This window comes from Bacillus sp. LR_5, from assembly GCF_042709275.1.
Genome location: NZ_JAVAXX010000018.1, coordinates 1 through 13,291 on the forward strand (window position 1 = coordinate 1; position 13,291 = coordinate 13,291).

17 protein-coding genes and 1 riboswitch are annotated in these 13,291 nt (G+C 45.1%); of the genes, 2 read left to right on the top strand and 15 right to left on the bottom strand.

What is annotated here, in order from left to right:
* Window positions 1-69: 69 nt before the first annotated feature.
* The 14 genes from RAC86_RS06230 to RAC86_RS06295 all read right to left on the bottom strand — a co-directional run bounded on the left by RAC86_RS06230 (window position 70) and on the right by RAC86_RS06295 (window position 11,689).
* On the bottom strand, window positions 70-207 hold the full coding sequence (locus RAC86_RS06230) for a YuzK family famiily protein (protein WP_014115079.1): 138 nt from the start codon (window positions 205-207) through the stop codon (window positions 70-72).
* 192 nt (window positions 208-399) lie between these two features.
* Window positions 400-777 (bottom strand): carboxymuconolactone decarboxylase family protein, encoded by a 378-nt coding sequence (locus RAC86_RS06235; RefSeq protein WP_003222796.1) that lies wholly within the window; start codon window positions 775-777, stop codon window positions 400-402.
* 285 nt (window positions 778-1,062) lie between these two features.
* Complete coding sequence (gene metQ, locus RAC86_RS06240; RefSeq protein WP_072565237.1) at window positions 1,063-1,887, bottom strand: methionine ABC transporter substrate-binding lipoprotein MetQ; 825 nt, start codon at window positions 1,885-1,887, stop codon at window positions 1,063-1,065.
* A gap of 13 nt (window positions 1,888-1,900) precedes the next feature.
* The gene (gene metP / locus RAC86_RS06245) at window positions 1,901-2,569 is read right to left on the bottom strand and encodes a methionine ABC transporter permease MetP (RefSeq protein WP_014115081.1); all 669 of its coding nucleotides are present in this window, start codon (window positions 2,567-2,569) and stop codon (window positions 1,901-1,903) included.
* Window positions 2,562-3,587 carry a methionine ABC transporter ATP-binding protein MetN gene (gene metN, locus RAC86_RS06250; RefSeq protein ID WP_014115082.1) on the bottom strand — a complete coding sequence of 342 codons (1,026 nt, stop codon included), beginning with the start codon at window positions 3,585-3,587 and terminating at the stop codon, window positions 2,562-2,564. Before metN ends, metP begins: the two co-directional genes overlap by 8 nt.
* Before the next feature lie 105 nt (window positions 3,588-3,692).
* A riboswitch (SAM riboswitch) is annotated at window positions 3,693-3,799 on the bottom strand.
* Between the two features lie 114 nt (window positions 3,800-3,913).
* Complete coding sequence (locus RAC86_RS06255) at window positions 3,914-4,258, bottom strand: SCP2 sterol-binding domain-containing protein (protein ID WP_014115084.1); 345 nt, start codon at window positions 4,256-4,258, stop codon at window positions 3,914-3,916.
* A gap of 107 nt (window positions 4,259-4,365) precedes the next feature.
* Window positions 4,366-4,686 (bottom strand): thioredoxin family protein, encoded by a 321-nt coding sequence (locus RAC86_RS06260; RefSeq protein WP_014115085.1) that lies wholly within the window; start codon window positions 4,684-4,686, stop codon window positions 4,366-4,368.
* Window position 4,687: 1 nt separating this feature from the next.
* The gene (locus RAC86_RS06265) at window positions 4,688-5,050 is read right to left on the bottom strand and encodes a toprim domain-containing protein (protein ID WP_014115086.1); all 363 of its coding nucleotides are present in this window, start codon (window positions 5,048-5,050) and stop codon (window positions 4,688-4,690) included.
* A 77-nt stretch (window positions 5,051-5,127) separates the two neighbouring features.
* Window positions 5,128-5,364 carry a YusG family protein gene (locus RAC86_RS06270; RefSeq protein ID WP_003222783.1) on the bottom strand — a complete coding sequence of 79 codons (237 nt, stop codon included), beginning with the start codon at window positions 5,362-5,364 and terminating at the stop codon, window positions 5,128-5,130.
* 55 nt (window positions 5,365-5,419) lie between these two features.
* Window positions 5,420-5,803, bottom strand: coding sequence for a glycine cleavage system protein GcvH (gene gcvH / locus RAC86_RS06275; protein WP_003222781.1), 384 nt, complete (start codon window positions 5,801-5,803; stop codon window positions 5,420-5,422).
* Between the two features lie 66 nt (window positions 5,804-5,869).
* On the bottom strand, window positions 5,870-6,226 hold the full coding sequence (locus RAC86_RS06280) for an arsenate reductase family protein (RefSeq protein ID WP_003222779.1): 357 nt from the start codon (window positions 6,224-6,226) through the stop codon (window positions 5,870-5,872).
* A gap of 108 nt (window positions 6,227-6,334) precedes the next feature.
* Complete coding sequence (gene fadE, locus RAC86_RS06285) at window positions 6,335-8,119, bottom strand: acyl-CoA dehydrogenase FadE (protein ID WP_061187975.1); 1,785 nt, start codon at window positions 8,117-8,119, stop codon at window positions 6,335-6,337.
* 14 nt (window positions 8,120-8,133) lie between these two features.
* Entirely contained in the window at window positions 8,134-9,309 is a 1,176-nt protein-coding gene (locus tag RAC86_RS06290; RefSeq protein WP_061187974.1) for an acetyl-CoA C-acetyltransferase, read from the bottom strand.
* 10 nt (window positions 9,310-9,319) lie between these two features.
* Window positions 9,320-11,689, bottom strand: a complete 2,370-nt coding sequence (locus tag RAC86_RS06295) for a 3-hydroxyacyl-CoA dehydrogenase/enoyl-CoA hydratase family protein (protein ID WP_152024352.1) — start codon at window positions 11,687-11,689, stop codon at window positions 9,320-9,322.
* A gap of 174 nt (window positions 11,690-11,863) precedes the next feature.
* Between RAC86_RS06295 and RAC86_RS06300 the strand changes: the two genes are divergently transcribed.
* Entirely contained in the window at window positions 11,864-12,010 is a 147-nt protein-coding gene (locus RAC86_RS06300; protein WP_003240817.1) for a YuzL family protein, read from the top strand.
* A gap of 24 nt (window positions 12,011-12,034) precedes the next feature.
* On the opposite strand, the gene RAC86_RS06305 is transcribed toward RAC86_RS06300, so the two are convergent.
* The gene (locus RAC86_RS06305; protein WP_061187973.1) at window positions 12,035-12,943 is read right to left on the bottom strand and encodes a proline dehydrogenase family protein; all 909 of its coding nucleotides are present in this window, start codon (window positions 12,941-12,943) and stop codon (window positions 12,035-12,037) included.
* Window positions 12,944-13,037: 94 nt separating this feature from the next.
* Here RAC86_RS06305 and RAC86_RS06310 point away from each other — a divergent pair, with 94 nt between their 5' ends.
* Entirely contained in the window at window positions 13,038-13,283 is a 246-nt protein-coding gene (locus RAC86_RS06310) for a hypothetical protein (protein ID WP_014115091.1), read from the top strand.
* Window positions 13,284-13,291 lie beyond the last annotated feature (8 nt).

Below are 13,291 nucleotides of genomic sequence, written 5' to 3' on the forward strand. Positions count from 1 at the left end.
TACACTTTATTAAAGCGATTGAAAAAGAAAAAGAGTGGATTCCCACCCTTTTTTAAAAGATTGATTTTCTCAATAACCTCCCGCAGAAATCCGCTTGCTCTTTTCATAATCAAGCTCTCTCTGCCGCTCTACTTTCATTCTTGTTTCCAGCCGGCGTCCGTATTCCTCGTATCCAATTCCGTGAGACAGAAGCATTGCTTTTTCCATTTCTGACGTATAATCGAGGTCCAGTCTATCCTGGCTGCTGCAAATAATGAATCAATCCCTTCATATATTTGCTTCTATTGTATCAACGCTGCAATGGATACCGCAAAAAGGATATGGCTTGAAATAACGGCAGATGAGACGAAGGCATCCTTTTAGATCAAATGAGAATGGTTTTTCGGAATATTCCTTCTCTTAATGCGTGGTGTTTCCGAATTCCTCTATGCACTGCTGGACAACTGTCACGCCTTGGCTGAGAGCCGCGCCGCCTCCAAATGCCGCCGCCACACTGACGGCTTCGAGAATATTTTCTTCTGTCGCTCCCTCATCAAGACAGCCTTTTGTGTGATAGATCATGCAATATTCATCTTGGGCATTGATGGCGATTCCGAGGGCGATCAGCTGTTTTTCTCTTTCAGTCAGAGAATTGCCGGCAAAGCATTGTTCAGTAAACTCGTTAAACTTTCTTCCCATCAGCGGCATCTTTTGTTCAAATGTGCCTAAACCTAATTTATACTGTTTTAGCGCGTCCTGCATGCTTCCTCTGTCTTGATTCAAAGAAAATCCCTCCATCTGTTTAACATTCCTTTTTATTATGAACAGCTTTTAGGAAAATACCCGAAAAAAACCCCGGATTTCTCATCCGGGGTTTCACCGTGTCAGCAAACCCTCGCATTCGTTGTCAGACCTGCGCGTCGGTGCTCACGAATTGCAACATTCGCTCCGCTCCAATGCTCGGCCTTCCTAGACTTCAAGGGTTTTCAATCACGCTGAAAAGATGACAAAGCCCTAAAACTAATATCGTTTTAGGGCTTTGTCAATAATTGAACCCCGGATTTCTCATCCGGGGTTTCAGTCTTATTCAGATACAGGAAGCACAGCTCCGTCGTATTTTTTCTCGATGAAGTCTTTGATCTCTTTAGAATGAAGAACTTCCATTAGCGCTTTGATTTTTGCAGAATCTTCTTCGCCTTTTCTTACCGCAATGATGTTAGCGTATGGGTTGTTTTTCGTTGATTCTACTTCAATCGCGTCTTTTTTAGGATTTAATTTATTTTGGATCGCATAGTTTACATTGATGAAGACCGCGTCTCCTTCTTTGTTATCATATGCTTTTGCCGTTAATTCAGGCGCTACTTTTTTGAATTCAAGGTTTTTCGGGTTTTTCTTAATGTCTTTCAATGTTGCGTCAACTGCTTCCACTTTAGAATCAAGTGTGATTAATCCTGCGTTTTCAAGCATTGCAAGCATACGGCCTTGTTCAGCGACGTTGTTTGTCAGGATAATTGTCGCACCTTTTGGAAGGTCTTTCAGTGATTTGTATTTTTTAGAGTAAATACCGAATGGCTCTAAGTGAACAGCTCCGGCATTCACAAGTTTGTAATCTGTGTTTTCTTTCATTTCTTGCTCAAGGTAAGGAATGTGCTGGAAGTAGTTCGCATCCACTTCTTTATCAGCTAAAGCTTTGTTGTACATCTTGTAATCACTAAGCACTTTCACTTTCAGCGTGTAGCCTTTTTCTTTCAACAATGGTTCAGCTTCTTTTAAAATTTCCGCATGCGGTGTTTTTGTCGCTGCAACCACAATTTCTTTCTTGCCGGATTCAGCGCCGTTATTTGAACCGCAGGCAGCCATAACCCCTGCAAATACAAGCAGTAATGCACCCAAAAATAGCTTTTTCAATGTAAATCCTCCCTTATCGTTTGTCTATAATATTTGTTATTACATCACCGATGATTTGAATAATAAAGACGATGATTAAAATAAACACAGTAGCAACGAAGGTAACATCAGCATTATTAGACTGATATCCTTCTACGTACGCAAGGTTTCCAAGGCCGCCTGAACCGATGGCTCCGGCAATTGCCGTTGAGCCAATCAAAGCGATGGCCGTAACCGTGATCCCAGAAATAAGAGCCGGCATAGACTCCGGAAGCAGCACTTTGAAAATAATCGTAGACGTTTTAGCGCCCATTGATTTAGCGGCTTCAATCACACCTTTATCAACCTCGCGCAATGCGATTTCAGCAAGGCGCGCGTAAAACGGTGCCGAACCGATCACCAGCGCCGGCAATGCGGCGTTAGGCCCTAAGATCGTGCCGACTAAGAACTTCGTAAACCCTAACAGTAAAATAATTAAAATAAGGAATGGAATCGATCTGAATATGTTGACAATGGCCGCAATCACAGAGTTGACCGCTTTATTTTGCCAAAGGCTCCCTTTGCTTGTCAGGAAAAGCAGCAAGCCGAGGATCACTCCGATGACAAAAGCAAACAATAAAGAGATCAGCGTCATATAAAGTGTTTCATATGTCGCGTTCCACAACTCAGTTAAATCAACGTTCGGGAAGTATTTTTCAAACATTCGTGATCACCTCTGCTTTCACCTGTTTGTCATTAATGAACCGGATCACGTTTTGCACTTCTTCCTCGTCTCCATCAATATGGATGAACAGTGAACCGTAAGCTCCATCCTTCGTCTGCGAGATTTTCCCTTGCAGAATATTGACGCTGACATTGAAGTTTCTGATCATCTCTGTAATCAGAGGCTGTTCAGCAGAATCACCGACAAATGTGAGCTGAACCATTTTTCCTGATGCTGTTTCATCAAGAAGGTGCTGTAGCGTTTCTTTCGTTTCTTCCGGCTCTGTCACCTGCTGAACAAATCGTTTTGTCATGTCTTCCTTCGGATTTTTGAAGACATCAAGAACTTCGCCTTCTTCCACAACCTTTCCGTTTTCCATGACAGCGACTCTGTTGCAGATTTTGCGGATGACATGCATTTCGTGTGTGATCAGCACAATCGTCAAACCGAGTCTTTCATTAATATCGGACAATAGATCCAAAATTGAATCTGTCGTTTGCGGATCTAATGCTGATGTCGCTTCATCGCAAAGGAGAACCTTCGGATTGTTTGCAAGCGCTCTGGCGATTCCGACACGCTGCTTTTGCCCGCCGCTCAGCTGAGACGGATAAGATTTTTCTTTTCCTTCTAAACCTACCAGTTTAATCAGTTCATCGGCGCGCTTGATCCGTTCGCTCTTTTTCACCCCGGCAATTTCTAAAGGAAACATGATATTGTCTCTAACGGTCCGCGACCAAAGCAAATTGAAATGCTGGAAAATCATGCTGATTTCATGGCGTGCATTTCTTAAAGCGCGTCCGTTCACTTCATTAATCTTGGTTCCCGCCACTTCCACGGTTCCTGAGGTTGGTTTCTCAAGGCCGTTCAGCAGACGGATTAAGGAACTTTTACCAGCTCCGCTATATCCTATAATTCCAAAAATCTCACCTTTTTTAATGGAAAGCGAGACATTTTGGACAGCATTGACATCTCCGTGTTTCGACTTATAAACTTTTGAAACATCTTGAAGATTGATCAAAGCAATCACCTGCCTTAACACTATTCTAAGAAATCTTCCGGGTTTTTCTGCAAAAGAAAAGCCTTTCTGCACACTTGAGCAGAAAGGCTTATATAAAATGCCTTTCTCTCATCTTTCAAAGCTGAACGCTTCGTGTGAATTGGCACCATTTCAACAGCGTTGATGGTTGCCGGGCTTCATAGGGCACTTCCCTCCACCTCTCTTGATAAGAGAAATATATAGTCTTTTTCGTCCGGAAATTCTTAATGTAGAATAGCATGGCGAATGATTAAATGTCAATAAAATAAATGATGTCAACTTTTACTATTATAATAATTTCCTATTTTTTAATTCTTTAAAATCCTCTGAAAAAATCCGTTCGTCAGCCAGAGTATGGCTTCTAGTTTTAACAGGGCCCTGAATGACCCCTTTACTTTGAGGCTTCCGCTCTGAATAAGGTGCTGAAGGGAAATGTCTCCGTGCAATAAGTCAATAATTTCTGTTTGGTTTCCGTAAAAGGTCAGGTTGGACGTTTGGGGCGAAGAAATTTTTTTCATTTCTCCCTGTTCGTTTATTGAGACGGTTAAGGCTTCTGTTTCTCCTTGGAAGGTAATGAGCAATGTCGAAGCGTTCAAAAGGGGTTTTAAAAACAGATGCTGATACTCATCTTCTAAAACTTCCGCTTTCTCCATATGTACAACCTCCTATTTGTTGGTCATACATACACATTTCTCTTTCTGGCGCAAGAACCCCTTTATAAAACGAACGACAATTTCATTGGATTGTGCAGAGAAATATGTCATAAATGGGATGCGGAAGATGATTTTTGTTTGATCAGCTCATATAAATAAGAAACAGAGTGAAACGCATATCCTCTTTCGACCACTTTTCCGCCTTTAAACAGCAGAAAACAAGGGACGCTTTCAATTTGATATGCTTTTGCGAATGTCGGAGAGTAATTGACATTGTTTTTATAGAAGGCGACATCAGGCAGCATTTCTTTCACCACTGTCAGCATTTTGCTTGCAAGCTGGCAGGTGCCGCAAAACGGAGTATATAAATAAAGGAGATACACATCATCTTCAATGTGCTCAAGCTCATATTCTTGGAGTTCTTTCATGCTATACACCTCGGGATTTTCTTTCAAGAAAAATAGTATGGACATTCAAATTCGCGCGCAGCAATACAGAGGCGACATGGTGCCTGGGTGCAGCCGCTACTTCCTTATAGGCTCTGTCGATATGGAGATGGCAGGCTTCGTTAAATTCTCTTTTCAGCTGTTTTCTTAATTTCTCGCCTGATTCATCAGCATCAACTAATATATAGACGTCTTTATCGTAAAGCTCGTCAGCCAATTCCTCAAGCTTCAGCTGGCTGATTGTTCCGTTTGTGCAGATAATGCGCACTGGTTCATTCAGGACGCTTTCGATTTTCTCTTTATCTGTTTTCCCTTCGACAATCATAACCTTTTCCAGCTCATCCATCTTCATCTTCTTCACCTGCCGCGTCATATTTGAAACGTTCAGATTGTAAAAGAAGGCAGTGAAATTCACCGCCAACATTAACACCAGCCGTTTTCGTAGTCACAATCCACGTATTTTTCGTCGTTTCCTGAGACCACATCAGCTGTCTTATAAAATTTCTCATTTTCAAAGGAATAACCGGACTTAAGCTCATATTCATTCATGCTTGTCATTTGGCCGATCATCTCATTTTCATGATATAACGAGAGCCGGCCATTTTGAAAGCGGCCTGTCACATCATTGGTGACATCGAGCTTTTGTTTGCTGAAAGCCATATTGGACACCTCCCATAACGTTAGCGTGTCCAATTGCCTTTACAGCTATCCTGTTTTAGTCTTCTTGTGTCATCTCTTCGTATTGCTCTGCTGTCATCAGTTTTTCAATTTCAGAAGCGTCAGACGGCTCAACGACGATCATCCATGCTTTTTCGTACGGAGATTCGTTGACGAATTCCGGACTGTCATCAAGATCTTCGTTTACTTCCACAACAGTTCCGTTAATCGGTGCATAAAGCTCAGATACCGTTTTAACGGATTCAACACTGCCAAATGGCTCGTCCGCTTTGATTTCAGCGCCGACTTCAGGAAGTTCGACAAACACGATGTCGCCTAGCTCAGACTGGGCAAAATGCGTAATTCCAATTCTGGCTTTTTCTCCTTCAACTTTTACCCACTCGTGTTCTCCTGAGTAACGCAAATCTTTAGGTATGCTCAATTGAATCCCTCCATTTTTTACAGCACTACAATAAGAAGATAACATACTTTTCAAAAAAAATTTACATTAAGCCCAGTTTTCTTCAAATTGGTCTTCTTTAAATCCGACTGTCACTTTTTCGCCGTCTGTTGTAAGCGGGCGTTTGATCAGCATTCCGTCTGAAGCCAGCAGTTCAAGCTGCTCGTCCTCCGACATGTGATACAGCTTTTCCTTGAGATTCAGCTCGCGGTATTTCATGCCGCTCGTGTTGAAAAATTTCTTGAGATCCAGCCCGCTTTTTTCATAAAGCGCTTTTAGTTCTTCTTTGCTTGGAGGCTGCTCTGCAATATGTATTTCGTTTATTTCTTTCCCATGCTCTTCAAGCCATTTCTTTGCTTTGCGGCATGTTCCGCATTTAGGGTACCAGTAAAAAGTTAACGACATCTTCTTCCCCCTCAATAAAATAATCGAGGTTATTTTAACACAGTTTGTTTTAAAAACCTAAAACAGTGCTTCTTAAAAAAGCTCCGCGCATGCGGAGCTCTTGGCCAATCAGACAATATATTTTTCAGCCTCAAAAACGCCCGCTGCCGCTTCGCGTTTTTTCTGAATAACGTTTTTAGGTGTTACGCGCGTGAGCTTGCGCAGAGCGGAAAGCATCATGCGGAGTGAATCTCCTTCTTCCATTGCGATGAGGGATTCCTTCGCGTGCGCTTCAATTTCATTAAAGGCTTCTTGAACGAAAATTTCTGTATACAGCACCTTTTGCGCCGCTTTTTCTTCGCCTTGCGCGGCAATGGCCTTTTCCGTTCTGAGCACGGCTGATTCCATTGCGTACACATTGCTGACGATATCCGCGACGTTGACGAGAATTTCTTGTTCGCGATCGATGGCTTTTCCGTATTTTTGCGCGGCGAGACCGGCAGCGAACAGCGCGATTTTTTTGGCTTGCTTAACGATATATTTCTCCTGCTCTAACACGCCGCTGCCAGGCTCTTCAGGCATAAGCATCATGAGTTCTTCCTGCAGCGACTGCGCTTTTTCAAATAGAGGCAGTTCGCCTTTGAGCGCTTTTTTCAGGAAGGTGCTTGGCACGATTAACCGGTTGATTTCGTTTGTGCCTTCAAAAATCCGATTGATCCTTGAATCCCTGTAGGCTCTTTCTACTTCGTACTCCTGCATAAAACCGTAGCCTCCATGAATCTGCACGCCTTCATCTACGATATAATCAAGCGTTTCAGAGCCAAATACCTTATTCAGAGAGCATTCGATGGCATATTCGGCAATTGACTTGGCAATTTGCCGGCCGTCCTTGAGATCTTCGGCTGTAAACTGGCTCATATTGTCTTCAAACAGCCCAACCGTTCTGTACACAGAGCTTTCCATCGCGTACAGCCTTGATGCCATTGTCGCAATTTTTTCCTGGGTCAGCGAAAAGCTAGCAATCGGCGTTTTAAATTGGCGCCGCTGATTTGCGTATGCCGCAGACAGCTCGATTACCCGCTTAGATGCACCGATTGTGCCAACCGCCAGCTTGTAGCGGCCGATGTTTAAAATATTAAAGGCGATGACATGCCCTTTGCCGATTTCTCCAAGCAGGTTTTCTTTTGGCACTTCAGCCTGATCTAAAATAAGCGTTCTTGTCGATGATCCTTTGATTCCCATTTTCTTTTCTTCCGGACCCGTGGATACACCCGGGAAATCTTTTTCCACAATAAAGGCCGAGAACTTTTCGCCATCCACTTTAGCGTAAACGACAAATACATCAGCAAAGGCAGAGTTGGTAATCCACTGTTTTTCCCCGGTTAACACGTAATGCGTTCCTGCTTCATTTAGCACGGCTGTTGTTTTTGCTCCAAGCGCATCAGACCCAGAGCCCGGCTCAGTCAGTGCATAAGCAGCGATCTTTTCGCCTGAAGCGAGTCCTGGCAAATATGTTTTCTTTTGCTCTTCTGATCCGAAAAAGACGATCGGCAAGGACCCGATGCCGACATGCGCCCCATAAGAAAGAGAAAAGCTTCCCGCACGCGAAAATTTTTCAGTGATGAGTGCCGAGCTGATTTTATCAAGACCGAGCCCTCCGTATTCCTCAGGCACATCAGCGCCAAGCAGCCCAAGTTCGCCCGCTTTCTTCAACAGCCTGACGGAATGCTCGAATTGATGGTTTTCGATGTCATCTATATGAGGGAGAACATCCTGCTCAATGTAGTCCTCAGTTGTTTTCGCAATCATTTTATGCTCGTCAGTGAAATCTTCCGGTGTATACATTTGATCGTATGGAACATCCTCGATTAAGAAACCGCCGCCTTTTTGTACTTCAGCCGCTTTTTTTGCCATTTGTTTTTCCCCCTTTAGCATAATTCAAATACACCGGCCGCTCCCATCCCGCCGCCGATACACATTGTAACGACTCCAAATTGCTCGTTTCTCCGTTTCATTTCATGAATCAGTGAGAGTGTAAGCTTTGTACCCGTACAACCAAGCGGATGTCCAAGCGCGATTGCGCCCCCGTTGACATTCACTTTTTCTTCATCAATTCCCAGTTCCCTTATCACTTGAATGGCCTGTGATGCAAAAGCTTCGTTCAGTTCAAACAAGCCGATGTCCTGCAGTTGAAGCCCGGCAAGCTTCAAGGCACGCGGAATGGCTTCCACCGGTCCGATGCCCATCACTTCCGGCGGCACACCGCCTACTGCAAAGGAGCGGAATTTCACAAGCGGCGCTAAGCCCAGTGCATCAGCTTTTTCTCGGTCCATCAGCATAACTGCCGCCGCTCCGTCACTCGTCTGCGAGGAATTGCCCGCAGTAACCGTTCCGTCAACGGAAAAAGCGGGTCGCAATGTCGCTAAGATGTCTGTCGTCGTTTGCGGGCGAACGCCTTCATCCTGAGAAAACACAAACTGTTTTTCCTGAGGCTTATGGTTTTCTCCGATTTCTGTCACCGTCACTTCGACGGGAACAATCTCATCTTTAAATTTCCCCTCTGCAAGAGCTTTGGCCGCGTTCTGGTGGCTGCGAACGGCAAACGCATCCTGGTCCTCGCGGGAGACGCCGTATTTTTTCGCGACCTGCTCGGCTGTGTGGCCCATGCTCATGTAATATTCCGGCGCCTTTTCTGCCAATGCGAGGTTCGGACGGGTCACATGCCCCATCATCGGAACCTGAGACATGGATTCTGCTCCGCCGGCGATCGCTGTATCATAGGCGCCGAGCATAATTTTTTCTGCCGCATATGCGATGGACTGAAGACCTGAAGAGCAGTAGCGATTGACTGTAATTGCCGGGACCGTGTACGGCAGTCCCGCAAGCGCGCCAATATTTCTCGCCATATTTAGCCCCTGTTCCGCTTCAGGTGTTGCACAGCCGATAATCAAATCGTCAATATTGCCTTCGTAGCCGCCTGCCCGTTTCAGTGTTTCTTTTACGCAAATCGCTCCCAAATCATCCGGACGAACGGTGGCCAACGATCCTTTTTTTGCTTTCCCAACCGGTGTTCTTGCACCTGACACTATGACTGCCTCTTTCATAAGCTCCCTCCTAATTCCGTAAAGGTTTACCTTTCACAAGCATATGCTGCATTCTCGCTTGAGATTTCGCCTCTCCTGCCAAACTCAAAAACGCTTCTCTCTCGATCTCCAATAAATACTCTTCATCAACCTCTGTACCGAACGGCACTTTTCCGCCGGCAATGACATAAGCGAGTTTTTTCGCGATCTTGAAATCATGCTCTGATATATAGCCGGACAGCTTCATTTGCTCAGCGCCAAGCAAGAGTGCCGCATAACCGGTTTCTCCCGCCACCTTAACCTTTTCTTTTACAGGCGGCCGCCAGCCGGTATCGTATAAAGATGCGGCCAGCTGTTTTGCATCGTAAAGCAGGTGGTCCTGATTCATGCTGATGTGATCTGTTTCTTTTAAGATGTTCATCTCACGAGCCTCTTGGGCGGAAGCGGATACTTTCGCCATCGCAATCGTTTCAAATGTTTTCATTGCCGCATTCATCGGATCAAGACCGCGGCGAAGATGGTTGATGTACAGCTCTTTGTTTCCACCTCCGCCAGGGATGAGGCCGACGCCGGATTCCACAAGCCCCATATAGGCTTCGCTTGCTGCTTGAATACGAGCCGCCGGCAGACACACTTCCGTTCCTCCGCCGAGCGTCATGCCAAATGGCGCGGCGACAACCGGTTTCGCACTGTATTTGATCTTCATCATCGTCTCTTGGAAACGGCGTATCACGAAATCAACTTCCAAAAAGTTGTCATCCTGGACTTCCATTAAGATCATGCCAAGATTCGCGCCGACGCAGAAATTTTTTCCTTGGTTGCCGATGACAAGGCCTTTGTAGTTCCGCTCTGTTTCCTCTAACGCTTTGTTGATCATTTGAATGATATCGAGGCCGATCGCATTGCTTTTCGAATGGAATTCAAGAAGGGCCACATCATCTCCAAGGTCAATCAAGCTTGCTCCGTTATTTTTTGCAATCACGCCTTTTGTTTCTTTAAGTGCTTGTAAATGAATCCGTTTTTTGTTTTCTTTCACGGCTCTATATTCGCCGCGGTCATAATAAAATACCGTTCCGTTCTCTTTGATGTAGAAGGTTTCATTCCCTTTGTCCAGCATGTCTTTGATCCAACCAGGCATATCTGCTCCAAGCTGCTCAAACTTTTCTGCCGACTGCCTGAGGCCGATGGCATCCCACATTTCAAACGGGCCCAGCTCCCAGCCGAATCCCCACTTCATTGCTTGGTCAATCGCATGAATATCATCAGCAATCTCACCAAGCAGTTCGGCTGAGTAAAGCAGGGTTTGAGATGTGATATTCCACAGCAACCTGCCGGCTCTGTCGTCTGAGTAAATAAGCGCTTTCATTTTCGCTTTTGTCCCTTTTGCCTGTTTTGCCGCTTCAAGTGCCGGTGATTTCATTTTTGTCCGCTCGCCATAAGTAAGCGTCACTGGGTCAAGCTCATAAATCGTTTTTCCTTCTTTTTTATAAAAGCCTTGTCCTGCCTTGCTTCCGATCCACCCTTTTTCCAGCATATCGTTCATGAAAACTGGCAGGCGGAACACTTCTTTCTCGTCTCCATCCGCTTTGTCATACACATTTCGGGCGACGTGGGCAAATGTATCGAGTCCGACAACATCAAGCGTTCTGAAGGTCGCGCTTTTCGGTCTGCCGATTAGCGGGCCAGTGATCGAATCAACTTCCCCAACCTGATAGCCGCCTTTCAGCATTTCTTGGACTGTGACGAGAAGTCCATATGTTCCGATGCGGTTTGCGATAAAGTTCGGTGTGTCCTTTGCTGTAACAACGCCTTTGCCGAGGACATTTTCACCGAAGGCTGTCATAAACTTTAAAATATCAGGATCAGTTTCCTTAATCGGAATGATCTCCAGCAGCTTTAAATAGCGGGCGGGATTAAAAAAGTGCGTTCCAAGAAAATGGGCTTTAAAATCATCCGACCGGCCTACAGCCATTTCCTGCACTGATATGCCGGAGGTGTTGCTTGAGACAATGCTCCCAGGCTTCCGGTGTTCATCCACAAGTGCAAAAATTTGCTTTTTAACTTCAAGGTTTTCGACAACGACTTCAATAATCCAATCTGCTTCTTTGAGCTTTGCTGCATCATCCTCCAGATTGCCTGATGTGATATAGGAGGTATTTTTTGCTGATGTGAGGGGAGCGGGCTTTTGTTTCAGCAGTTTTTTCACCGCCTGCCGGCTCAGCCTGCTGCGCACCTCCGGACTGTCTTTCGTCAGTCCCCTTTTTTCCTCTTCCTTTGTCAAATCGTTCGGCACAATATCAAGCAGCAGGACAGGAATTCCGATGTTAGCCAAATGCGCCGCAATCCCGGAACCCATTACCCCCGATCCTAAAACGGCTGCCTTCCGAATGTGTTTGTGCATGAGATATCCCCCTTGAACATTGAATGAATAATTATTCATTTTTTGACCAAAAAAAATGAAACCCGTTTCTTCTTTCATCTTAAAAGATTTCCGGTTCGACTTCAATAGCTAATTTGTTATTTTTTTGTATGAAGCTTATAAAAGACGGGCAACTTAAGCCCGGAGGTGAAGGGAATGGTGCGAGAGAAAAAAAATCCGTCTTCAGCGGCAGTCAGCGCGGCGAGCGTAAAGGGAGATGCCGGTCCGACTCAGCATTACGGCGGCGGAAAACGGACAAGTCAAAATCAGCAGTATAAAAAACATAACATGGAACAATCATAAAGCAGCTGCTTCCCGCGGCTGCTTTTACTTTTTTAAGATCCCTTTTAACACAAACGCTGCATTGGCGGGCCGTTCGGCAATTCTTCTCATAAAGTAGCTGAACCAGTCCGTTCCATATGGGACATACACACGCATTCTGTACCCTTCCTTGGCGAGTTCCTTCTGCCGCTCCGGCCTGATGCCGTAAAGCATTTGAAACTCAAATTGTGACGCTGGGATATGATGTTCAGCAACGAGCTGTTTCGTAAACGCAATGATGTCATCGTCATGTGTGGCGACAGCCGTGTAGTTCCCACTTAACAGCTGCAGCTTTATTAGGCTCTGAAAATGAAGGTCTGTTCCTTTTTTGTCTGGAAACGCTACAGCCGCAGATTCTTTATAAGCGCCTTTCACAAGTCTGAGATTCGGCTTTAAGTCGCGCATATTTCTGATATCTTCTGCCGCCCGGTACAGATACGCCTGAATCACCGTGCCGAGCATCTCAAATTCCTGTTTGCATTGCCTGTAGATAGCGAGTGTCTGTTCATAATGAGAATAGTCTTCCATATCAATGGTCACAGCAACACCATATTGCTTCGCAGCGGATACAATGGCACGCAAATGAGATAGGGCAAGTTCTTCTGAAAGATCGAGCCCGATCGAGGTCAGCTTTAATGAAAGCTCTGAGTCCAATTGATGTTCGGCAATGGCTTGAATGGCCTTCTTGCATTCCTCTGCGACTTGATCTGCTTCTTTTTCTGAAGCGGCATACTCGCCTAAATAATCAATTGTTGCGCATAAACCGGATCTGTTTAGCCTTTTGACGGTCTTAACCGCCGACTCAATTGTATCGCCGGCGACAAACCTTCGTGCCCCAAGCCGCGTTCCGTATGCTTTGGCGAACTTGGTAAGTGTTTTATTTTGAGATAAGAATAAAAACACATGTCTCAACATCCGACTCCCTCCTGCCTTCATCTTCAAAACACCTGTATATAACTCCCAGCCTGAAGGAAACTATAAAATGAACAGAAATCAAAGGAGGATCACAATGGAAAATCAGCAGCAATCTCAAATGCCGCCTTCCGTTATTTCGACAAAGGATCATTTGTATCTGAATGACATGCTGAACTGGAATTTGCTCGCGATGAAAAAAGCGCATTTCATGGCGCAGCAGTGCCAGGATCAATCGTTAAAACAAGAACTCGACCGCGTCGGACACATGCATCATGATCACTATCAAAGAATATTAAAGCACCTGCAGCCAGGCCAGCAGCAGTCCGGCTACATCCAATAAGGAGGCGC